Origin of the sequence: Paenibacillus sp. FSL R5-0908 (assembly GCF_038006245.1) — a bacterium.
Lineage (GTDB): Bacteria > Bacillota > Bacilli > Paenibacillales > Paenibacillaceae > Paenibacillus_AQ > Paenibacillus_AQ odorifer.
Window position 1 is genome coordinate 5,257,735 of the sequence record NZ_JBBOUV010000001.1, and the last position, 23,642, is coordinate 5,281,376.

General features: G+C 41.7%; 21 protein-coding genes. 7 read left to right on the forward strand and 14 right to left on the reverse strand.

Annotated features, from left to right (window positions below):
* On the reverse strand, positions 1 to 231 hold the full coding sequence (locus MKZ09_RS23960; RefSeq protein ID WP_076134478.1) for a hypothetical protein: 231 nt from the start codon (positions 229 to 231) through the stop codon (positions 1 to 3).
* Between the two features lie 135 nt (positions 232 to 366).
* On the opposite strand from MKZ09_RS23960, the gene MKZ09_RS23965 reads away from it, so the two are divergent.
* On the forward strand, positions 367 to 936 hold the full coding sequence (locus MKZ09_RS23965; protein WP_036676019.1) for a thymidine kinase: 570 nt from the start codon (positions 367 to 369) through the stop codon (positions 934 to 936).
* Positions 937 to 1,073: 137 nt separating this feature from the next.
* Here the strand turns inward: MKZ09_RS23965 and MKZ09_RS23970 are convergent, their stop codons facing one another.
* On the reverse strand, positions 1,074 to 1,592 hold the full coding sequence (locus MKZ09_RS23970; RefSeq protein ID WP_076204837.1) for a DinB family protein: 519 nt from the start codon (positions 1,590 to 1,592) through the stop codon (positions 1,074 to 1,076).
* A gap of 137 nt (positions 1,593 to 1,729) precedes the next feature.
* Here MKZ09_RS23970 and MKZ09_RS23975 point away from each other — a divergent pair, with 137 nt between their 5' ends.
* From MKZ09_RS23975 to sda, 4 genes are all read left to right on the forward strand, one after another.
* Positions 1,730 to 2,395: a hypothetical protein gene (locus tag MKZ09_RS23975; RefSeq protein ID WP_162636777.1), complete on the forward strand. Its 666-nt coding sequence runs from the start codon at positions 1,730 to 1,732 to the stop codon at positions 2,393 to 2,395.
* Positions 2,376 to 2,903: an accessory gene regulator ArgB-like protein gene (locus MKZ09_RS23980; protein ID WP_076204840.1), complete on the forward strand. Its 528-nt coding sequence runs from the start codon at positions 2,376 to 2,378 to the stop codon at positions 2,901 to 2,903. The genes MKZ09_RS23975 and MKZ09_RS23980 overlap by 20 nt, the downstream gene beginning before the upstream one ends.
* Positions 2,904 to 3,040: 137 nt before the next feature.
* Positions 3,041 to 3,376, forward strand: a complete 336-nt coding sequence (locus MKZ09_RS23985) for a LytTR family DNA-binding domain-containing protein (protein ID WP_076134482.1) — start codon at positions 3,041 to 3,043, stop codon at positions 3,374 to 3,376.
* A gap of 219 nt (positions 3,377 to 3,595) precedes the next feature.
* Positions 3,596 to 3,769 (forward strand): sporulation histidine kinase inhibitor Sda, encoded by a 174-nt coding sequence (gene sda, locus MKZ09_RS34530; RefSeq protein WP_080742544.1) that lies wholly within the window; start codon positions 3,596 to 3,598, stop codon positions 3,767 to 3,769.
* A gap of 181 nt (positions 3,770 to 3,950) precedes the next feature.
* On the opposite strand, the gene MKZ09_RS23990 is transcribed toward sda, so the two are convergent.
* The 4 genes from MKZ09_RS23990 to MKZ09_RS24005 form a co-directional block, all read right to left on the reverse strand.
* Complete coding sequence (locus MKZ09_RS23990; RefSeq protein ID WP_036676014.1) at positions 3,951 to 4,259, reverse strand: hypothetical protein; 309 nt, start codon at positions 4,257 to 4,259, stop codon at positions 3,951 to 3,953.
* A gap of 122 nt (positions 4,260 to 4,381) precedes the next feature.
* Positions 4,382 to 5,041 (reverse strand): helix-turn-helix domain-containing protein, encoded by a 660-nt coding sequence (locus tag MKZ09_RS23995; protein WP_076204844.1) that lies wholly within the window; start codon positions 5,039 to 5,041, stop codon positions 4,382 to 4,384.
* A 986-nt stretch (positions 5,042 to 6,027) separates the two neighbouring features.
* On the reverse strand, positions 6,028 to 12,471 hold the full coding sequence (locus tag MKZ09_RS24000) for a phosphodiester glycosidase family protein (RefSeq protein WP_076204852.1): 6,444 nt from the start codon (positions 12,469 to 12,471) through the stop codon (positions 6,028 to 6,030).
* A 117-nt stretch (positions 12,472 to 12,588) separates the two neighbouring features.
* On the reverse strand, positions 12,589 to 13,506 hold the full coding sequence (locus MKZ09_RS24005) for a LysR family transcriptional regulator (protein ID WP_076134485.1): 918 nt from the start codon (positions 13,504 to 13,506) through the stop codon (positions 12,589 to 12,591).
* Positions 13,507 to 13,670: 164 nt separating this feature from the next.
* Between MKZ09_RS24005 and MKZ09_RS24010 the strand changes: the two genes are divergently transcribed.
* The gene (locus MKZ09_RS24010; protein ID WP_076129478.1) at positions 13,671 to 14,420 is read left to right on the forward strand and encodes an SDR family NAD(P)-dependent oxidoreductase; all 750 of its coding nucleotides are present in this window, start codon (positions 13,671 to 13,673) and stop codon (positions 14,418 to 14,420) included.
* Between the two features lie 77 nt (positions 14,421 to 14,497).
* On the opposite strand, the gene MKZ09_RS24015 is transcribed toward MKZ09_RS24010, so the two are convergent.
* From MKZ09_RS24015 to MKZ09_RS24045, 7 genes are all read right to left on the reverse strand, one after another.
* Complete coding sequence (locus MKZ09_RS24015) at positions 14,498 to 14,788, reverse strand: MazG nucleotide pyrophosphohydrolase domain-containing protein (RefSeq protein ID WP_076134486.1); 291 nt, start codon at positions 14,786 to 14,788, stop codon at positions 14,498 to 14,500.
* A gap of 258 nt (positions 14,789 to 15,046) precedes the next feature.
* Entirely contained in the window at positions 15,047 to 16,405 is a 1,359-nt protein-coding gene (locus tag MKZ09_RS24020) for an LLM class flavin-dependent oxidoreductase (RefSeq protein WP_076204855.1), read from the reverse strand.
* Positions 16,406 to 16,436: 31 nt separating this feature from the next.
* Complete coding sequence (locus MKZ09_RS24025) at positions 16,437 to 17,249, reverse strand: ABC transporter permease (RefSeq protein WP_076129474.1); 813 nt, start codon at positions 17,247 to 17,249, stop codon at positions 16,437 to 16,439.
* A complete protein-coding gene (locus tag MKZ09_RS24030; protein ID WP_038572516.1) occupies positions 17,246 to 18,097 on the reverse strand; it encodes an ABC transporter permease in 852 nt (283 codons plus the stop codon). The genes MKZ09_RS24025 and MKZ09_RS24030 overlap by 4 nt, the downstream gene beginning before the upstream one ends.
* A gap of 37 nt (positions 18,098 to 18,134) precedes the next feature.
* Complete coding sequence (locus tag MKZ09_RS24035; RefSeq protein WP_076204858.1) at positions 18,135 to 19,145, reverse strand: aliphatic sulfonate ABC transporter substrate-binding protein; 1,011 nt, start codon at positions 19,143 to 19,145, stop codon at positions 18,135 to 18,137.
* A 42-nt stretch (positions 19,146 to 19,187) separates the two neighbouring features.
* A complete protein-coding gene (locus tag MKZ09_RS24040) occupies positions 19,188 to 19,964 on the reverse strand; it encodes an ABC transporter ATP-binding protein (RefSeq protein WP_076134489.1) in 777 nt (258 codons plus the stop codon).
* 284 nt (positions 19,965 to 20,248) lie between these two features.
* Positions 20,249 to 20,632 (reverse strand): hypothetical protein, encoded by a 384-nt coding sequence (locus tag MKZ09_RS24045; protein ID WP_076204861.1) that lies wholly within the window; start codon positions 20,630 to 20,632, stop codon positions 20,249 to 20,251.
* A 213-nt stretch (positions 20,633 to 20,845) separates the two neighbouring features.
* Here MKZ09_RS24045 and MKZ09_RS24050 point away from each other — a divergent pair, with 213 nt between their 5' ends.
* On the forward strand, positions 20,846 to 22,588 hold the full coding sequence (locus MKZ09_RS24050) for an ABC-F family ATP-binding cassette domain-containing protein (protein WP_076204865.1): 1,743 nt from the start codon (positions 20,846 to 20,848) through the stop codon (positions 22,586 to 22,588).
* A gap of 168 nt (positions 22,589 to 22,756) precedes the next feature.
* Here MKZ09_RS24050 and MKZ09_RS24055 read toward each other — a convergent pair whose 3' ends face one another.
* Positions 22,757 to 23,476 (reverse strand): hypothetical protein, encoded by a 720-nt coding sequence (locus tag MKZ09_RS24055; protein ID WP_076134492.1) that lies wholly within the window; start codon positions 23,474 to 23,476, stop codon positions 22,757 to 22,759.
* Positions 23,477 to 23,642 lie beyond the last annotated feature (166 nt).

Sequence of the window (23,642 nt, forward strand, 5' to 3'; positions counted from 1 at the left end):
CTATTCGTACAGTGCATCCCTTAACCGAGTTGACATCGTGGAAGCCTGTCCAGTTTTCAGTATTGCTCGACGCAGTGCTTTATTACTCCGGTTCAATTCCACCAAATCCGCCATCATTTCTTCCAGCAAGCTTCCTGTGTCACTGGATAAATCTCCATTCTGCTGCAAAAGAGCTAACCGTTCCTTATATTCATCTAATCTTTCAGTCACACTTATTACTTCCTTTCCCATCTCTTATTACCTCTTATCATACCACAATCAATCAATTGCAATGTTTTCACTGGATACATCCGATCCGAATATGATACTCTAATAAGGTCGCATTTTTTAGATATAATCATTGTTTTTACGAAAGGATAGATGGAAGTGGCACAATTGTTTTTCAAATACGGAGCAATGAACAGTGGGAAATCTATTGAGATACTCAAGGTTGCACATAATTATGAAGAGCAGGGGAAATCGGTGCTTATTTTCACTCCATCCATAGACGACCGGGACGAGGTTGGTTTTATTTCTTCTCGTATTGGGCTTCGGAAACAAGCGATCCCCATCGATGAGAACACAGATATTTATAATATCGTCAGCAGTAACCAACCTAAACCACACTGTGTACTTATTGATGAATGTCAATTTCTAAGCAAGGAATGTATTCTCCAGCTAGTGCGTATCGTTGATGAGCTGGGCATTCCGGTAATGGCCTTCGGACTTAAAAATGATTTTCAGAATCAGTTATTTGAAGGCAGCAAATATATGCTGATCTACGCTGATAAAATCGAGGAAATGAAGACGATCTGCTGGTTCTGCGAGCGCAAAGCTACTATGGCTCTACGAGTAGAAAACGGCAAGCCCGTATATAGCGGCAAGCAAATCCAGATTGGTGGTAATGAAGCTTACTATCCGGTATGCCGCAAATGCCACAAGAATCCTCCACTATAAAATATAACCACAAAGTGAGGCTTTGCTTCGATGCTTACTCAGGTACTTTGCGGGGGCCCCAAATATATACCTTTAGCTAAAAAAGCATTCCGAAGCCGCAATGGCCTCAGGAATGCTTTTTTAAAAATAAAACTCGATTAAACCAGATATCTTTCTTTAAGAATATTCAAATGATGATGATCATGCCCAATCATTACGCACGCCACTGCTCTCGCGGAGATGGTTGCATTGTTAACCGTTCCCTTACGAGTCCATGCATCTTCCGGCAAAGTATCCAAAAGAGCTTGCGTTGACTCTCGGACAAGCTTGTAATGAGCCAGTAGTTTTTCTAGAGTGTGTGCTTCAAAATTTGCGGTAGGCACATAGTCCTTTTCATCAAAGCCCGCCAGCGGGGTCTTATCTCCTCTTGCAACGCGCAACAAACGATAAGACATAATTCTTCCAGTATCCGCTAGATGGCCAACCATTTGCTTAATACTCCATTTATCAGGAGCGTAACGATGCTCTCCTTGTTCTTCCGTAAGGTTCGAAATAAAGCTACAAATCTCATCCGTCTGCGCTCTAAAAACAGTACAAATGTCCCCTTCAACTGGCACTAAATCGACATACTTTGATAATTCTTCAAGATACTCACTGCTTTCTGGACGTCGATCCATGTCTAAACCCCTCTCATTTTGAATTTTTTTGAAAAAATAGGAGGAAAATTATACTGTAGTTGTTGTATTTTAGTCCATTTTATACGATACTTGCAATAATAGGGTTAGTTATACTAGAAGACATCGGGAGTGTCGGCATGATAGATTTTATGCTTTTTATGATATTTTCAATACTAGAGACCTATGCAATGTTCTTTCTGGCTTTCAAAATTTTCAAAATTGACTTATATCATAAAGAGATGTTGTTTGCTAGTTTTATTATGGGCTTTTTTTCTTATACCCTTAGAATCAACTATGGGATAGCTTCATTAGATACTTTCTCACAATATGCACTAATGTTTTGTTTTATGTGGATGTTATTCCGGATTCATCCCTTCTACGCTTCCATATTAACCGGAATGGCTTATCAAGCTTACTCGGTGATTCAAACCATAATTATGTATCTATTAGACTCTGTAATCAACATGCCTCTAAATACTTCGGAACCGATTACAAAAAACATAATGATAATGCAGATATTATCAGCATTAGCCGCGGTTCTCATTGGTATGTATGTGGGTCATAAACGTATTGGATTTGACTTTGTACCTGACAAACCCGATGTAAGAATTAAACCAACGACTAGCGAAAAATTATTATTTGCTCTTAATCTTCCTACAGTAATTGTCGTTACTTTACTCACCTACTTTTTTGAATCTTTTTTCTTTTTCTTCATCCCAATTTTTTATGGAGTACTATTATGGGGATATCTATATTTCTCACACAAAAAGGATAGAAATAACTATGAGTCATTTAACTTTTAAAATTGTTGAGGTCATTAAGAAAAGTAATCCAGAGCAAACGCATTCCATTGAAATCATGCATTATGCCCTTAGCATTATTTTAAATACTTTATTCATTATTATAGCTTCGTTATGCATCGGCGGGCTCACTGGACAGCTAAAGGAAACATTCTTAGCCTTATTTAGCTTCATGCTCCTAAGAATGTCTTCTGGTGGAGTGCATTTAAAATCCGCAAGGTCCTGCAATATTGTATCTATCTTTATCTGTTCACTGATCCCTCATATCACTTATTTAATACATAACCATTTTATTTGGATTAATCTTTTTTCTTTGCTTGTAATGATCTTATGTGCTCCAAATCCTGATGCTAATGCGCAAATCCCCAAAGAATGGTATTTGGGTTTAAAGATCATTTCCATAATTCTGGTTTCTTTGAATTTTTGGATCCATTCGTTTGTCATTGGATTGGCATTTTTAGTTCAATCCTTTACAGTTATAATTCCATTACAAAGGAGGTCAATCAAATGAAGAAAAATTTAGCTCGTTATGCTTCTAACATCTTAGGTACTTCTGCTATAGTTTTTGCAACAATTCTGAAACCACTTGCTAACAGCCCTGAGATTCCAAAAGAACTGCGCAAGTAATCAAACAAGGATGGGGAAAAGATGCGTGTCTTACAGAAAGACGGTTCCTCTAGTGATATTCTAGAGGAAGATATATTGTATTTCTCCAATTATAAGAATACAATATTCGTCCATACGAAAGAAGGCGAATTTATTCTCCCCACCACGCTTTCCGATCTTTCCGTAGCGTATGAGGGTAAGGGATTCGAACGCCTTGACCGCAGCAATGTCGTCAATATCAACAACATAGAAGGCTATGATCCCGGGCGGAAGATTGTATGCTTTAATCAAGGTACGCAGTTCACTACTGTTTCGGAATCCAATGAACCTCGCCTTAAGAAGTATCTTACTTCACAAAAGAAAAAACCGTCAGAATAAAATTCAGTTTTTAATAATCCCGGCATGTTCACACATGCCGGGATTATTTTATTAAAAATTGAAACTTTTTAGTATTTTCCTCAAAATCGCATATTATGCCATAATAATCCTCAAATGTAAAGATAAATTCGTAGGATGAATGACAGGAGACGGATCCTATTCCAAATGATACCATATAGATAAACCTATAATAAAAACAATTAATGATGGAGGATCATAATGAATTACTATTTTCATCCCTCTCCACGGCCCTCATCTCTGGAATCTATATCTGACGAGGATTTACTAAGAATCTATGAGCTAGCGGTTGATGCCCATGCGTTACCGGATTTCATTGAAATTATTAAAGATATCATGAGAAGTAGAAACCTCATAGATTCTGAAAATATATAATATCCCCTTCCCCATTAAATTCACACTGACGCATGGTACACATTTTTCTCCAGCTTCAACCACCAATAAGCTCCTTAGGTCGCCTTAAGTCAAGTACATAAACATAAAAAAGGTAGAGCCTCCGCGGCCCTACCTTTTTTATATGCACATATGATGGGTAATCTCAGATAAAAATAATGCTCTATTCTGTAATTTCTGTTTTGAACACATTCTCCAATTTGCCGCCGAGTCTTTTCTTCAAGGGAACTTTAATATCTCTGCCCAATTCTTTAAAGAAAGTTTCAACATCACATTTCACATTTTTTGCAGTTGCGATTACCGCACCATCACCAACAATGTTTTGATTCGCTTCAAGAGGAACATCAACTTCGATGTCATACTTTTTGGATAATGTCTTGATGTAACGTGCGAAGATCTCCAGCAATTCCTCGTTATTAAAATTCTCTATAGCGACTTTGCCCTTGCTGGTAAACTTCATGTTAATTTTCATTATTAATATCCCCTTTTCTGTCAAACCATTTTTAGTTGTTAGTTTATGGATCAAGATGAATAGATGGCTGCAAGAAAGGGCAACATTCATTCATTTTTGAGATCATTAGCAAAAGGCATACATTATTTATAAGCACCCTTTATTTGTTGTACTTTAAACTGAGTAAATTCTTTAAGTGCTTGTATGACCTGATCCTGTTCCTCTTCCTTCAGTTCATAAACGCACTCCCGTAGCCACTCGCCAAATAGAAAGGCTTGACGCCCTTTACGGGGGCTCTTTCTTAAGGAGTCGAGGTTACCCTCAAACTTATCGTTCAGGACATCGGTCAGATTGTATTTCTCAATCTTCTCTATTACTATTCCTGCCCCATATTCCGTTTCGTAAACTATAACTTCATTCGAATCAAAGGAAACGTACGATGTTTCTTTCCCTTCCTTCGCTCTGAATTCCTTAAGCTTGTTAAAGGCTGTCTCGTAGATGTAATCTTGAGACTGTTTGAGCTGTGGCAGCTCATATCCTTGCTTCAAGGTCTTGATATATTCAATATCTGGCATATAATCTGCCAAATGGTACATCCGATTCTTCAGATCCGTTCCAAGCGCTTCAATGATCTTGTCCAGATTGTCTTTAAGCGGAATGCTCTCTCCACGTTCGATTTTGCTAAGCTGTGAGTAACTTATACCGCTCTTTTCTTCCAGTCCTCTTAAGGTTAACCCTCTCGTCTTTCTGATGTGCCGAATGAAATTACCCAGCTCATCGGGATAGTTCTCAAAATCATTCATGGGAGTCACCTCCCTACTATCATAACACAACATAACAATTTGTGTTGGCTAATAACAATTATTCCTTGTTTTTACTTGCCTCTGAAGAGTAATTCCCAGTATTCCACGCCCAATATAACCCTATCTTCACAAAATACAGGAAAAATACTCAGCGCTCGTCTGTAAGGATTTGGAATATGCTCGTTACTCACCTCAGTTTTACTTTCTGCTTAAGCCCCATTCATCTTCTTGGTCTTACCTTCCGCTTTCTGCTCACTTTACTCACTTTACTCACTTTACTTACCTAACTCAACTTGCACGCCTCACTCACTATACTCACCTGACTCACCTAGCTCACCTGACTCACCTGGCTCACCTGGCTCACCTGGCTTACCTGGCTTACCTAGCTCCACTTGGCTCACCTTACTCACTCAATTCTACCTCATCGGACCGAGGAGACCTTATTAAGCTGATTTCAGCCATTCTGCTCATCTATCGGACTCAGATGCACCTATTTATTAAAATATATTACGATTCCGGGCAAAAGTATGACAATAAGAGCTATGGAGTCCGAAAAGTTGGAAAAATGGACCAAAAAGTTAAAATAGCGGCAATACAGTCCGTTACGATCCCAAACCATCGAGGCTATCTGTTAAAAACAAACTTTACTTGATAAACGGACCTCGTCCGAGCCGAACTTACCAAGTGTGCATCGCTGTTGGCGTACTTTAGCTTTAGCACACTTCAGCGAGGTACTTTAGCTTTAGCGTACCTCAGCGTGCGTGTCTTAGCTTTAGCCGTACCTCAGCAAGCCTGCCTTAACTTTCCGTTCTCCATTTCCGTTCTCCATTTCCGTTCTCCAACCTTTTGTGTCTCACCACCTGTTTTTACTTTTACTCCGCTTTTCCCCTCTTGTGTGTTCATGCGTGTGTACCCTGCACATATCCAACTAATCCAATTATCAAAAGAACAGCCAGTCCCCATCAACCTGAGACTGGCCACAATCATTACTCCATAACCCTCAGCAGGTTGAGGATCATCTGTGCACTTTCAGCACGTGTTCCGTTTTGGTTCGGTGCAAATTGTCCTTCAGCCCGTCCTTGCATCAAACCAAGTCTGTACACTTCGCTGATTGCCTCTTGAGCCCACTGTGGAGCATAACCAATATCGTTGAATGCTGAAATGTTACGGCTAGCTACAGATACATTACTCTTGGCGTAAGCATATGCACGAGCCAGCATTGCAGCCATCTCCTGGCGGGAGATCTTCGCCTCCGGTTCAAACTGTGAAGCAGTCTGGCCGTTAATCACTCCTGCTTGTTGGGCTAACCCTACTGCTTCTGCATACCATTGATCTGTAGGTACATCAGCGAAACCAGCTTCTGCTTGACCGTTCAAACCAAGCGCACGAACTAACATCGCTGTGAACTCCGCCCGTGTAACCGCACGGTTCGGATCAAATCGGTCCGCAGCAACACCTAGTACAAGTTGTTTTGCAGCAAGCTGCTTCACAGTAAGGTAAGCCCAGTGATCGGACTTCAAATCTTTGAATGTTTTATCAACTTCTAAAACAACGTATTTACTAAAATGGCTGACGGCAGCAGATAGATAACCATTCGTCCATGTACTGCTCATATACTCTAATTTACCCACATCTTCGATAAAATAAATACCTAACAAGCTTCGATCTACATCCGCACCAACCTTATATGAAATCATAATCGGCTCTGCAAACTGTCTTAACGAGAAGGACTGGTCATTTTGTTTGAATATGCTAAGCGACCATTCCCGTAGATCACTTTTCGCCCGCAATTGTGCACCCGCAAGTGTACTTGCACGAGCCAACAGATCCACTGCTGTATTATTAGCTACAGGTTTCAGTCGTAGCGAAATCGTACTCTTGGCAAGAGCCTCAGCTGAGATTAGCTTACTTAGTTCTGCCAGTACTGTAGCAGGAAGCGTAACGGATAAATCCTGCATAACCACTCTAAGCGGTGCGCGTCCAAGCAGCTCTGCTGCGTTGCCTGGCAAAAGTAATTCCGTAACCGCTCCATCAACAGAAACCACAACTTCACCTTGAGCATTCTTGCTCTCTGAAAGTTGAGTAGCAGTGATGGTGACTACGCCCGTTTTTGCTGATGCCGACGGAGTTGGTGTAGCGGTTGGCGTTGGTGTCACCGCAGGTCCCGGCTCCCAAGCACCCGGCGTTGATGTTGGCTCTGGACTTGGTGTTGGCGTCGGCGTCGGCGTTGGCTCTGGGCTTGGTGTCGTACCCGGCGAGCCCTCAGTCACTGTCAGAATATATTCAGTGCTCAAACCGTTATAAACAGCGCTGACTTTTGTTGTACCAGCACTCAGAGCATGAAGTTCTCCAGCTTCACTAATCATTGCAATGGAATGATCGGATGTATCAAAGATTACTCCCTCGAACAATTCTTGCTTGCTGCCGTCACTGTATACCGCCTGAACAACAACGGAGCCTTTACTTCCTTGTTCCAGCGAATCCGGCCCATCCATCGTTATTTCTGTAAGAATAGGTGCCTCATCATTTGTTACGACAAGGTTATACTCCGAGGCGAACTCCCTATAGGTTACTGAAATCACAGTGGAGCCTTCCTCATGAGCCTGAACCAAACCCTGTTCATTGATCGTAGCAACATTCTCATTCAAGCTGGAATAATGAAGTCCATCTAATATAGCGGTACGTTTACCAGATGCATAGACAGCTTCTGTTACAGATTGGTCAACTTCTTCCGGTTTAAGCTGTCTCTTTCCCTGAAGCTTAATTGCCTGCAGCGCATCTACAGTTATCGTACTCTCGGCAAAAATATTCGGGTAACCTGCCACTGTGACTCTTATCTTAGCTGTCCCTGGCTTCAATGCAGTAACCAAGCCATTTTCATTTACAGTAACTACTGATTCTGCCGGATCAGGAACGATGGACCAAAGCTTTGTCAGATGATTAGCCTCATCCGGCCCCACCTTAGCTTGCAATTGCAGGCTAGCCCCAGGCTCAAGCTCTACAGCAGTTTGATCCAGCGTAATGGATTCCGGAACGAATTTGCCGATCACTAAACGGTCAATCTCAACCCCGTCTACTGTTCTTGCGGTAACCGTAATCTCGTTCTTCTCAATCTCAACAGCCGTATAGATTTGCTCATCTTCGTCATATATTTTCTCCTGCCAAAAACGTGGTGTCAGCGCATAAAACTTAGGACCTGAGGAACCGCCGATAACATACCGAGTGCCTTCGCCTTCTGCAACCTGTTTACCATCCTTCATCGGAAAAGTTCGCAAATAGATATGGTCATGACCGTTCATCACCAAATCAACGTTGTGCTTATCAAATACCGGAACCCACTTCGCTTGCACCTGCTCATTCGAATAGATGCTGCCGTACGGTCCTTGATGGAAAAAAATCACCTTCCACTTTTTATCTGTAGCCGAAAGATCCTGATCCAACCACTCGGCCTGTTCAGTGAACGGACTACCTGAATGCTCTGTATTCATAACCACAAAGTGCGTATCCTTAATATCAAAAGAATAATTCGTACCTTTTACGCTCGCCGCACCGTTTTGCGGGTTATTGAATTGCGCCAGATAATCCCCATCTCCATTGGTTCCCATCACTTCATGGTTCCCGATAATCGGAACAAGTGTGGTATTCCTCAGCTGCTTTTGGGCTGCATCAAACCACCAGTTCCACTGCTCTTGTTCAAAGCCTTTATCCACCATATCTCCAGCGTGAACCAGCATTTCCGCATCTGGCATATACGCGTAAGCCGCTTCAATCGTATTTCCCCAAAGACCAAAACCAGCCTTAGAATCTGCTTGGGAATCTCCGATAAACAGGAATTTTGTAGAAGTGTCCTCAACACCACTTGTAACAAAAGCTCCTTGCAGACTTACATTTGACTCGCCATCACCCACACGATATACATATTCCGTTCCGGGGGTAAGCGCAGTGGCCTCCGCTTTATGAACTCGCATCGTTCCGTCATTGTTGGTGTTGTAAATTGAACTGCTGCCGGTAATTTTTATTACATTCGCAGCTTGAAAGCTTGTAAACTCCGCTTTTTTCACAAGTTCTACTACAGTATCCATGGTCAACGGTTCTGTCTGCCAAGTGAACTGGCGAGAAGTTGCTGCATCTTGGCCCATCGTAACATTAACATTACGCGGAGCTGCAGTAGCGTCATACTGAGCAACCTTGAACGTCATCACAGGACTATAGGTATTTCCTTTTACCGCCTGCAATTTAAAAGTTCCTTCTGCTGAAGTGACAGAGTCAGTAGTAAGTGTTCCACTTGCCCCTGAAGCAACACCTTGTACCTCCACTCCATCGAACAGCAGCTTTGCTCCTTCAACGACACTTCCATTCAGATCTTTTACCGCAAAAGATGCATCAAAGCCCTTCGCAAGATCATAATGGTTCCAAGTGAGCATCAACTGTGTCTTCACAACAGATTCAACAGCTGCTCCAATAAAAGAAATAGGAACCCCAGAACCCTCTGTAGAAGTTACCGATCCGGATGTATTTTCGATTACAAAAGCTTTGCTAATATCTCCAGCCAACTGCTCCTGAGTGTAGGGACCCACAAAATCATTACGAACTGTATATTGAATTTGCCCGATGAGATCCGTATCTCCCAGATTGGAGGAATTGATATTCGTTAAGTTAAGACGCACAGTGCCCAATACCGGATCAATGATGGACTCCACTTGTGTTTCTGATAACTTATTCCCCCGAATTACCTGCAAATCTTTAACTGCAGCTGGATTAAAAGCAAACGTAAGATTTCCTTCCTTCAGCTTGCTCGCTTTCTCTGCCGTTACGTCCAAAGTGTAAGTGTTGCCGGCATATACTACTTCTGGTGTTTTGTACACATAGAACGGAGAGCCCAAATTTACTGTAAAATACCATTCTTTTATCGTCTGGTTACCGCTTAAATCGCGGATGGCAACTTTCACTTTATGACGGCCTTCTGTAAGTGGAACCTTTGGTTTATAAGTAATCTGACCCTTTGGAGGATAAAAGCCATGCTCCACTAATTGATCGTCCACATATACTCGTGTTTTGTCAGGATCGATTAAGGTCGTTCCCGGATGCACCACTGGATCATAACCATCATCCTCACCATTGACGGAAAGGGTCGGTGTAGCTGTTTTGACAATTTCGTTCACGCCGGGATATGCATCTTTAAGAATAGGAGGTGTTCTGTCCTCCTCTAGCGGGCCATAAATGGCACGAATATCATCAACGTAAATAGCTCCCGCACTCTTGTTAAGATTGCTTGTCTCCATATAGCGGACAGGCATATCCATCGTTAAGGGCGTGGTTTTTCCCTTAGGAACGGATACTTCGACGTATTTCCACCCCGTCCAGTTCACACCATTTACCTGATCGGTAAAATCCACGGGCACTGCCGCATTATTGCCATCCCGAATCTGTCCCCGCAGCCAGTGCTTTTTGCCATCTCCGTAGATCCACATACTGATCTTTTCAGGATACCCCGGAATCTGAATCCGATTGGCGGTTGAGCTTGCGGCTAAATAAGCACCGGATGTGCCTGTTTTATTAACAAAATCATATTCCAGCTTCAAGGCTTTATCCCCGTTGCGGACAAAATCCTGATCCGTCACTTCCCGAATCGCCACACTGTTAGCTGCTGCACTAGAGGCTATATATTTATCAATGCCATTCTCAAAATCCTCCAGCACTACAGGCGGCAACCCCACATTTACTTCAAAAGAAGTCTCAACGTCCCCGTACTTAGCATAAATTTTTCCGTTTTTCCCGTTCTCACTCGTCGCCTGAAACAGACCCTTTTCGTCCACGGTTCCGATCTCGCCCTCAACCCGCCATTCGAAGGAATGGTTGTCGGCTTGAATTACCTGTCCATTACGCAGCGCCTTCACAGTTAATTGTGCAGCAGCACCTGAAGAATAAGTTTTAATCTCATCAGGAAACCTAAGCTCTGTAAGCTTATCTACAACCTCAATTTCAGCACTGCCTTTGACTGCCTCAGCCTCTACATTTACCGTCCCCGTGCCGGCAGTGGTTCCTGCGGTGAAGACTCCGTTCGCATCGACAGTACCAAGGTTAGCGTCCACCTGCCAATTCAAAGTACCCGAATAAGGCGCCGGATGGCCGTTCTCGTCCACTCCTGCCGCTTTGAATATAAAGCTGGAGCCTTGCAAAATACGTTCCGTATTCGGCTGCACAACCAGCTTAGAAGCTGTAGATTGCTCTGGGGCTGTGTTGACGACCAGCAAACCGTTGCCGGTTTTACGTTCATAGCCATCAGAGCCCTGATTCATCATTTTGACACCAGATGCACCCGGCATTCTGGCCACAAAAGTAGAAGAACCGCCACCATCCAGATTCATGGCGTTCACTACGCCCATATCCTTCAAAATGTAGCCAAGCTCATCCGTATCTACACCTTCACTAAAACCTGGAGATCTTCCATCCACTTCGAATAAAACGAGACTTCCGTCCGCTTTTGTCCCAATGGCTGTACGTGGATGAATTCCTAAAGGCCCAATGCCTTGTTGAACTACTCCGTCTTTTACCAGCGGCCCCTCGCCGCCAATAGCTACCTTCACATCATTCCATTCTCCGCTAAGCGCAAAGGTCGCAGTAACGTTATCGCCAACCGATAGCCCTTGCAGAACAGCACGAGACGTTCCGTTAGCAGACAAAACTACTTTTCCTTTGGTAAGCGGCGTATTGCCTTGATTGTTGCGAATCTCAGATACCTTCAGCTTCAAGGCCTGGCCGCTTTTCACTTCTCCCTCGACAATATCTAGAACAACCTCGTCACCCTCATTGGTCGACTTTGTAGTTGTATTATAATCTTCCGTATAAAGAACCAGCTCATTCATATTTCGGTATCGGTTGATGCTGGTCAGATTGGTTGTTTTTCCATTAATCGTCACGTTTTTGGTCAGCTTCGGCACACCATAAATGGAGCTGCCGTCTTCTTTTAAACCGAATGTAAAAGCTGAGATCGAGCTGTTCAGGATCACACCCTCATCCATAAAAAGTCCATTAGGGACACCCGTAGCAAAACCGGAGATTTCATAGAAATCACCATTTATTCCTGCGATCACTCGGTTTCCAGGTGAATCCGCATACGTGGCCATTTCTGTAACGCCCTTCATACCGTATACCTTTCCATCCTTCGTGCCTGCCCGCAGCTCCAAATTTCCTTGTTGCGGGTTGAACTCCACTGCATGTATCTTTTGTAAACCACGTTCATTCTGGAGATCCATCCAGGTATACATCGCCCCAGTTGCAAGCTCTGTTTGGCGAACATCAATAACGGTTCCGTAGTCTGTTGCTGGTAAATCAGAAATGGAAGCGCGAACATTTGCCCCCGGTTGTAACAACGAAATCAACAAAACAAAGATAATAACAACATTAATTTGCCTTAGATACCTTCTCACTGTGTTGACATCCTCCCCACTTGGCTGTCCTAATATCGATCTGAGCTTGGACAACATCATAGGGTTAATATTAACTAGGAAGCGTAAAGGTTAGATAAAATTTACCAAGGCATACTGTTAACTTCGTCTAATCATTTCATCAAATTCATGCTTTAGCCTGTTGATAAATCTTCGGGCGGTTTGGGAGGTCTGTTTTGAAGCAGAGACAATAGCTCCTGAATATTTCGCACGGGTATCTGGTGATCGTAACTCGATAGTTTTCATGAAGGCAGAAGTCATCTCTGATATTTTTAGAAACGAATAATCCAGACCAATTGTGATGGCCAATCCTTCTGCAACTGCATTCTCAATCGCCCGTGTGTTGTTACTTACAAAAAGCAAATTGATCGGCCCATAGCCAGATAAATATCGCTCTACATAGTCCTTAATGTAAGGATCATCGTATAAAACTAACGTCTGCCCCACTAACTGATCCGGTGTAAGGATTGAATTCAGGGCTAGCGGTGAGTGTGGGTGTACACCCACTACAATCTTTCCCTCCATTAACCGTTCAAACTTAACCCCCTTATATGTGTCAGGCATTCCCTCCGGTGAGACCATAAGTCCAATGTCCATTTCATCCTGAAGTACATTATCCAGAATTTCTTTAGGCCCCTTTTCAAAAATCTCTATTTTCACATTCGGAAAATCTGCCTTAAAACTAGAGATTACCTTCACCATCAGATGCATGGGTCCAGGTATCGTAGCAATTTTCAAATGACCACTTAACGTATCGCTGTAAATCTGTGCTTCTTCTTTTAATTCATTTACTTTCATCAGGACTTCATTTGCTTTGCTAATAATGGCATTTCCTTCTGCTGTGGGAACCGCCTTTTGCCCCCGCGAACGGATGAACAAAGTAACTCCCAGCTCAGCCTCCAGCATGGTAATAGACTGACTCATTGCGGATAGAGTGATATGACGATTCTGAGCTGCTTTGGTTAAAGAACCAATCTTTGCGACTTCTACGATATTCTCGCATTGCTCCAAATTCATTTGAATCACCCCTTAAGTTAATCTTTACTTAATAACTATTAAATTTACTTAAATTTTAATTAATTTAGACAAGTGTTACAATGTAAATAAGTTAGTAAGTAACCAATTTTACTATATCAACTTTCATTTCTAGTATAACTATATTTCTTGAGGAGGAAACTCAAATGACAGACAAAAGAGTAGCCGTAATAACAGGTGGAGCCAGTGGAATCGGGAAACAAACCGCCATTAAATTCGCAAGTAAAGGTGATCAAGTTGTCGTTGCCGATTTCAATCAACAATTAGGTGAAGAAACGGTAGCACAAATTATTAAAGAGGGTGGCGAAGCTATCTTCGTCAAAACAGATGTTTCCAAATATGAAGATGTCGAAGCGCTGGTTCAGAAAACTGTAGATACTTATGGAAGAATTGACGTTATGTTCAACAATGCCGGAATCGGCCGCGTCACTCCTGTACTAGACCAAGACCTTAAGGATTATCACAGTGTCATTAATGTCAATCAGCATGGTGTAGCCCATGGGATTATCGCTGCTGGTAAAAAAATGCGTGAGCTCGGCATCAAAGGTGTGATTATCAATACAGCTTCTGTATTTGGATTCCTAGCTTCCCCAGGTACATTCGCATATCATGCTTCCAAAGGTGCGGTCATTATGATGACTAAATCCGCAGCACTTGAACTTTCGGTTCATGGCATCCGCGTGCTTGCCGTTGCTCCCGGCGCTGTAGATACGCCAATTATCCAAGGATATAAAGATCAAGGAATGGTCGACCAAATGAAGAGTAAAGTAATGGGTAACAAATTAACATTGCCTGAACAAGTTGCAGACACTGTATACTTGCTCTCCTTACCAGAAGCTAGTGCAATTAACGGTAGTGTTGTAATGGCTGATGAAGGTTATGCTTCATTTAAATAAAATTTAGAGTAAAAAAAATCCAAGGCTTCCCTCGGGGGAGGTCCTTGGATTTTTTTAAAGTATTCAATAGATACACCCTACTCCCAAGTCCTCTGTTCATTAATCTCCAGCTTACGTTTAAAAGCCTGCTCCAGATCAATGCCAAGTTTATTGGCCAGATCAAAAATATTCCACACCACATCGTACATCTCGTATCCCAAGTTTTCTTTCCGCTCCGCATCTGGATGAAAAGATACAGACAAAACCTCTTTGGACAACTCCCCAACCTCAGTCATTAAGTACAGCATTCTCTGCTCAATGGTGCTGGTATCAAACCCTTTGATTTCACTGAACTCCTTAACATACCGTTGAAACTCTGCTGCATTCATTTCCTTACGCCTCGCTTTTTGGTATAAAGTTATGTAAAGTAATTATTCCTGCGTATTTACCAATTATCATCCTTTTGATCTAAGAATACAAACGCTCCAAGACTTTGCTGTTTATTAGACAAGAACGCTCTGACAATGCGATAAAAAAGAAGCGATTCCTCATTTATCGAAGAATCGCTTCTTTGCATTTGGCTCACTATAGTGATACCTCAATAGCCAACTCGGTACAATCTGAATAAATCCACTCCGATGATCACCTTATTTACCAGCCCCTATTTCAGCCACTCTACGATTCTGAAAATGACGGATACCTGGACGCTCCAATCCTAAATGTTCACGAAGGGTACTCCCCGTATACTCAGTACGGAACAAGCCGCGTGCTTGCAAAATGGGCACAACATGATCCACGAATTCATTCAAGTTGCCCGGCAGTACTGGTGGCATAATATTAAATCCATCGCAGCCATACTCTTCGAACCACAATTGCATTAAATCTGCCAATTGTTCATAGGTTCCAACAAACTGCATATGTCCTCGTGCACCAAGCAAACGGCGGCCTAATTCTAATATCGATAATTTGTCCTTACGAGCCATATCCATAATCAGCTGAACCCGGCTTTTCATTCCATTTGATGCTTCTACTGGATCAGGAATCTCAGGCAACTGTCCATCTACTGGGTATTCGGACAGGTCAAACCTCAACATGCCAGACAACATACCAACAACAGCGGCAGGAGGAATCAACTCCTGCAGTTCTTTATATTTACTTTGGGCTTCCTCTTCGGTCGCTCCAATGATCGGAGATAAGCCCGGCATAATTTTTAAGCTGCCACGTTCACGGCCATAATCTGCTAATTTGGAATTGACGCTTTCATAGAAGGCCTTAGCCGCTTCAAGCGACTGCTGTGCCGTAAAGATCACCTCTCCAAAACTAGCTGCAAAATCTTGTCCTGGACCAGAAGATCCGGCTTGAATAAGTACAGGATATCCTTGAGGTGAGCGAGGAACATTGAGGGTTCCTTTTGTAGAATACCACTCCCCTTTGTATTCCACTTCTTTGATCTTCTTCGCGTCAGCAAATTGTCCCTCTTCGCGGTTGACGATTAAAGAGTCATCCTCCCAGCTGTCCCAGAGAAGCGTTGCCACCTCAACAAATTCACGTGCCATTTTATACCGAAGTCCGTGCTCTGGATGCTCCGGCTTCCCATAGTTATAAGCTTCCACATCGAGCTGGGAGGTGACAATATTCCAACCTGCTCGGCCTTCACTAATATGATCTAAAGAAGCAAATTTGCGAGCCACATTATAAGGTTCGTTATACGTGGTCGATACGGTAGCCGTTAATCCGAGTTTTTCTGTTTCTGTCGAAAGGGCTGACAACAGCGTCAATGGGTCCAGCATACCCGAAGCAGCTTGATCCGCACCCATCACATACAGCAAGTCCGCCAAAAACATCATATCGAACTTCCCACGCTCGGCGGTTTTTGCCAATTCGCGATAAAATTTATAATTGAAGATCTTATCCGCTCCTGATTCCGGATGCCGCCAGCCATAATGATGATGTCCTGAATAATAAATAAATGCACCTAAATGTAGCTGATCTTTTCTGGTTCCCATAATGACCCTGCCTTTCGAATTCTAGAGTTCGTTAACCTTTGAATGTATCACGCCAATGCAGCCATCTTCTCTCCAGCAATCGAATTGCGGAATCCGAAAGTTTTCCTATCACTGCAAAGATTGAAATTCCAACGAATACTATATCTGTTTGCGAATAAGCTCTGGCATCCTGAATCATATAGCCTATCCCCGCACTTGTTCCCATCATCTCCGCTACGACGAGTACAAGCCACGATGCACCAAGTGATAAGCGAATACCAAGTAGAATATTAGGCATAGCAGCCGGAATAATCATTTTGCTAAGCAGCTGCCATCTTGTGTATTGGAAAATACGGGATACTTCAACAAGCTTGATATCAACATTACGAATTCCTAGAAAAGTGTTCAGATAAACTGGAAAAAAAGCACCTAATGAAATCATTAGTATTTTAGAAAATTCACCCACACCAAACCACAAAATGAATAACGGAATAAGGGCAAGTAATGGAATCGTTCGAAGCATCTGTAAAGATGGATCCAGTGTACGCTCTACTAATTTCCCAAGTCCTGTAGATAAGCCAAGCAGCAGTCCAGTAGCAGATCCCAATAAAAAGCCAAGCCCTGCCCGATAGGCGCTAATCCCCAGATGTCGAAACAGCTCACCGCTAGCTATTAAAGAAAAGAACTGCGCAATAATGGTAGATGGAGCAGGCAATGTCGTCGCAGAGACTAAATGGAGCGCAGCTGCCACTTCCCAAATCACCACTAGAGCTAGAGGTACAATCCAGCCATGCAGTTTTTTTGGAATCCAGCTTAAACCATCGTCGTGACGCTCTATTTTATTACTGGATAGGTGATTGCTCATGATCCTTTATCTCCTCTATAACTGTCTTGCCATCTTAGCAATCTCGATTCCAACAACTTTACTAATGAGTCTGACAGCTTTCCTACTACGGCAAACACGATGATCCCAACAAATACCACTGTGGTCAAAGAAAACGATCGCGCGTCATTGATTAGATAGCCAACACCTGAGCTAGAACCCATCATCTCCGCTACGACAAGTCCAAGCCAAGCTATGCCCACAGACAAGCGGATACCTAAAAAGATGTTGGGCAGTGAGGCTGGAATAATTAACTTACTCACCATCTGCCATTTACTGAATTGCAGTACTCTCCCAACATCAAACAACTTGTTGTCCACCGAACGGATTCCTAGAAATGTGTTCACGTATAACGGGAAAAATGAACCTTTGGCAATCAACAATATTTTTGAGGTTTCACCGAATCCGAACCACAAAATAAATAGTGGAGCGATTGCTAAATGAGGCAGCGTGCGCAGCATTTGCAGCGACGGATCCAGCAAACGTTCTGTTTTGTATGAGAAGCCTACCCACAAACCCGCCGCTAAGCCAAGCCCTCCCCCAATTAAGAAACCAAGCAGTGCCCGCCAAGCAGATATGCCTAAATGTTTCGCCAGCTCACCGGACGCGGTCAAGCTAACCAGTTCCCGCCATATTTCACTTGGCCTTGGCAGCAATATAGGATTTAACTTTCCCATCGCTCCGGCTATCTCCCAAATCAGGAGTAAAGCAATTGGTAAGATAAGTCCAAGCAATATATTCGTCGTTTGGATGGAAAGTCCACGTTTCTTTACTGGATTCTTTTTATGGATTAGTGGCGAGATCACAGCTTTTTCAGCACTGAATTGCATGTAAACAACCTCTTTTCTACATCTGTGGTTTCATCCGTTACTTCAAAGGTTCCTTCAGTGCTGCTTCAATATATTGATTGTCTGTTATTTTAGAAACTTCAATCTCTTTACGGATGTTCTTAATATTAAATTGAAAATCGGCTGTCTTCTGCAATTCTTCAACAACAGCATCACTAATTGGAATGTTGATCATCTGGGAACGTTCAAACGTACCCTCGATTACCGCTGCCGGAATGTTCCGCTCAGCTGCATATCTTTCAGTCGCTTCAGCGCGATTATCTGTCTCCCAAGCTATAGCTTTGTTGGTCACTTTTAAATAAAGCGTAACTAGTTCTGGATATTTCTCTGCGAACGCTGAACGGGAGATCACAAAAGAAGGAGATAAGACACCCAATTGCTCACCATCCGTCAAAACCTTCCCTTTACCGGTCAATGCGTTTAGAGTAATATACGGATCCCATGTAGCCCATGCATCAACGCCACCGGATTCAAATGCAGGTTGTGCTTCATCGGGCTGTAGCTGGATAATCTCAAAATCTGCTTCTTTAAGACCTGATTCCTCAATACCGCGATAAAGGAAGTTGTAAGCATTGCTGCCTTTTGTAACAGCTATCTTCTTGCCTTTCAGATCCTCCAGTTTCTGAGCAGTACTACTACCAGGTACAAGAAGAGCAACGTTATTCGTACCTTCTAATACTTGTGAGATAATCTTAATAGGAATACCCGCAGCTTGGGCTGCAATCACCGGCATGTTACCAAGAGTCGCTATGTCCAACTTATTAGAAGCGATCGCCTCTGTCATTGGGGGTCCACTTTGAAATTCCGTCCATTCTACTTTTACGCCCAGCTTATCAAATTCTTGCTCATACCATTTTTCCTCACGGGCTTTACCAAACATCCCCCCGCTGCCCTGCACGCCAATCTTAATGGTCACACCTTCATATTTGTTGGCGTCGTTCTTTCCCGCACTCTTTTCATTCGAAGCGCAGCCCGTTGCAAATACAGTCAAAACAAGCATAAGAAGTAGTGAATTACGAAATAATTTCATGGATCATTTCTCCCCTTTTTATAAAAAATGGACTCTCTTTATCTAGATACCAGCTCCAACATCGATTGCCGGTTCTTCTACTTTCTCAAACTCACTCAGAACCAGTCGACGTAATTCTTGGAATGAAGTACTGGATCTTTTTCGCGGAAACGGTAAATCGATGGGAAGAATATTGCGAATATGCCCAGGTCGGGGATTCATAATGACTACCCGCTCGCCCAGGAATACAGCTTCATCCAGATCATGAGTCACAAATAACATAGTCGTCTTATTGCTCTGCCAAATATCAAGAAGTACCTCTTGCAGATGTGATCTAGTAAAAGCGTCTAGTGCGCCAAAAGGTTCATCGAGCAATAATACATCCGGATTACGGAGCAACGCCCTAGCAATAGATACTCGTTGGGCCATCCCGCCTGACAGCTCACGTGGATAGGATTTCTCAAAACCCTTTAATCGTACAAGTTCAATCAATTCAGCTACTTTTTTGCGAACCTCTGGATTTTTAAGCGATAAATTTGCTGCAATATTATGCTCCACCGTCAACCACGGAAAAAGTCTTGGTTCTTGAAAAATAAATCCCTTCTCAATACTCGGTCCGTCGATCTGTTTGCCATTCAGTAGAACCGTGCCGCTATAGCCCGTATCCAGTCCTGCCACTATTTTTAGCAAGGTACTTTTTCCGCAGCCGCTGGGACCTATAATCGTAATCAACTCGCCTTTTTTCACCTTCAGCTGAATATTGCTTAATGCGATAACATCACCTGCAGGCGCGGCGAATACTTTATTCAAATGTTCGATAACCAGTGTTTCCTCCGACACTCCATTCACCCTTTCCGATAAATATAAATTCAACTATACTTATGTATTTAATAGGTATTAAGAGCAAAAAAATAATGAGATCCTCTAAAGAACCTTATCCGATTATTCAACTAGGTTTAATTTACATCATCTTATCAGTGACATTCCTCACATGTCAAACATTATTTGCCAAATGGGTGTATGTTTTGTGAAGTAGAGCTTTGTGAGAATGGAAGGGATTTATCTAATTGCAAGTAAAAAAAGCCGCACCAGTAATGACGAGACTCTTTGTTATTATTCATTTATTATTCGCCGAGCTGCGCCTTAATCTGCAAAATTTCTATTCCCATGAATTCTACACGTTTATTCAACTCCGCGATATAGTTTCTTCGAGCCTCTAAGTCTGCTGCGCTTGTTAGGTCACCCGCAGTAGTGTCCACCAGTTGGATCGCTTCTTTGTGAACTTGAATGCTTGATTCTGCCCCTGCTAATCTTTCCCGGAGTTTAGCCGCAGCAATACTTGCCTTTAGCGCTGCCTTCTCAGTCTCCTTACTCTCCACTATTATCGTTTTTCCTTCAACCGTCACCCCTACTCCGGTCGCTTCGGACATCGCGCGTACAGATACGTAGGCCGAATTATTTACTACAATCGCATCTGCAATCTTCTTTCCGTGCCACAGCCAACCCAACTACTGGCCAGATGTAACCGAGCTATAAGACGCTATCTGGGCAGGCGTGATCATATTGTTCTAAGTTGTATTTTAAAATTTCACAAGCAACTTTAATGCGAAATGATTGAAGTTGCTTGTAAACAGTGTTACTCTATCAACGGTAAACTCAAAATCTGTACTCTTCAATACATCTTATAATAGTCACTATTTTTAGTTAAGAAAGGTAACACTATGATAAAAGTTGATAACTTATCCTTCGCATTCCCGCAAAAAGACCTATATAAAAACATTTCATTTACGCTTGAAGAGGCACAACATTGCGCTTTTATAGGAACAAGCGGCAGTGGTAAAAGTACACTGATCGATATACTGATGGATCCAGAAAAATATTTGTTCGAAGGCAAGCTAGAGATGGACCCAACCTGCAAAATTGGGTATGTAAGTCAGTTTTCGCAACTAGACAAATCTAAAGAAACAACCGTTTTTGAATATATAGGAGAAGAATTTATTAAGATACAAAATGAAATAACAGCTATCCTCACTGAAATGGAAACATCATCAGATATTGATTCATTACTCGAAAAGTATCAATTAGCTCTAGATGCCTTTGATTTAATGGATGGAAATGATTTTGAAAGCAATATTAATAAGAAACTAAATTTAGCCAACCTCTTGAAGCTAAAAGATGCTAGGGTATCCGACCTAAGTGGTGGGGAATTCAAGCTTATTCAAGTGATGAAGGAAATGCTGAAGAATCCAGACTTAATGATTATGGATGAGCCCGATGTATTTTTAGATTTTGAAAACCTAAATGCACTTAAAAATCTTATTAATGCTCACAAAGGAATATTGCTAGTTGTTACGCATAACCGTTACCTATTGAATCATTGTTTTAACAAAATTATACACCTTGAAAACATGGAGATCCAAGAGTTCGATGGGCGATATATTGAGTATAACTTCTCATTACTTCAGACGAAAATTGAGTTACAAGAAATAGCAGTCGCTGAACAAGAAGAAATAGAGAGATACGATAACATTATCGATAATCTTAGAGCGATCGCAACCTATAATTCAGAAGCATCTAGAGGAAGAGCGTTAAAAGCTAGGGTTAAGTTTCAAGAAAGATTGGAAGCGCGAAAAATTAAAGCGCCATTCGTTGATATTAAGCAACCAAAAATCAGTTTTGGTGTGGACAATGAAATTGAAGAAGACATCACTGTTTTAAATGTGAATAATTATAGTGTTTCCTTTGATGAGTTGATTTTAGAAAATGTTAACTTTGAGATGAAACCTACAGATAAAGTAGCTCTTATCGGTCCAAACGGTACCGGGAAAACGACTTTACTCCGAGATATCTTTAAAAATAATCATGATTCAATTGAAATAAATGCTGATGTTAAAGTGGCTTATCTTTCTCAGCTTCAAGACGAAGTGCTAAAGGATTCTAATACCATACTAGAAGACTTCATCGATGCCGGGTTTGCAACTTATGACGAAATTAGAGCACATCTTTCAAACTATGGCTTTGAAGGAGAAATTCTTAATCAAAAGATAGAATCTTTATCTGGTGGCGAAAAAAATATACTGCAATTGGCAAAAGTTTCTGCTAGCAAAGCAAACTTATTGCTTCTTGATGAACCGACAAGCCATTTAGACACCTATACACAAATCGCATTGGAGAAAGCCATTGAAGACTATAAAGGTGCGATACTCATGATTTCTCATGATTTCTATTCTGTAGTAAATGGGATGGATTATGTACTAATCATTGAAGATAAGACGATTAGAAAAATGAGTATGCGAAAATTCAGAAAGATGATTTATGCCAGTCATTTTGATAAAGATTATTTAGAAAATGAACAAAATAAAAAAGCAGTTGAAATGAAAATAGAATTAGCTTTAAAAGGCAATAATTTTGAACTTGCAAAAGGTATGGTTGATGAGCTAGAAGAGCTGATTAAGTTGCTTTAAATTCCAACCTTCTGAATGAAATGATTACAAGAACGATGAAATAAAATGTTGGTGGAAAAGTATCTACAAAAAAGACACTGATGAATAGATCTCAGTGTCTTTTTACTGCATTGATTTCTTGATAGCTCTTGCCGCGGACACTCTGATTGATATGACTATATTGAAGTATCATGAGAAATTTTTATCAAAACAGTCTTTAGTCTCGCATTTAATTTTATACCACTGATAACCATAATCCGATAAGTTTGGTAGGATCAATAATTTGTTACCACAGCGGATACAATTATTTTCTGATAAATTTCCGTTCTTATAGTCCGCTAAGTAACCTTCTGCTAGTTCTACTTCCTTAATGATATTTTCTAGAGCAACATCGCTTATATCAAAAGGGGTCATATCTCCTCTATTTGCATAAATAGAGCGTGAAAAAGCTCCAAATCCACCAACCAGTTCGTGGTGATGGGTATTAATCCGTCCCCCACCTCTCTCAAATAATTTGATCATCGGTTCATATATATCTGGAAACTGTAATGCGATATTGTCGCGCGCCTCAAGCAAAGAGCACCAGCGTAAATAATGTATACTTATTAATTTCATAAGCATAATATCAATTTTATTAAAATTCGGACACGTTTCTAAGAAACTGTCCCACTCATTTTCCTCCATTTTAAAACCTAATAACATATCCATTCCTATGTATATACTTGCTGCTTCCCTCGAGATAAACTGCAAAAACACGCCGACTCTACGGTAATACTCTGCAATCAAATTAGCATCTGCTTCATATTCACCTCTAGATCTTACTTCTTCGTATCTTTTTTTTGAAATTCCAATGTATAAATTCGCATCAATATTCTTAATTCTTTCAACACCTGATTCGTAATAATTCATGAAGATTCCTCCGACTTAACTCATAAATGTAGTTCTCTATATCTGATAGAAGAATCGGTTTATCTAACCAGCTCGCCCGATTGTTCTAAGCCCCCTGCTTGAGTTTCACCATTTATAAGATGGCTAATCTTTAAATAAAAACAAAACCCAATAAACCATTTAGGTT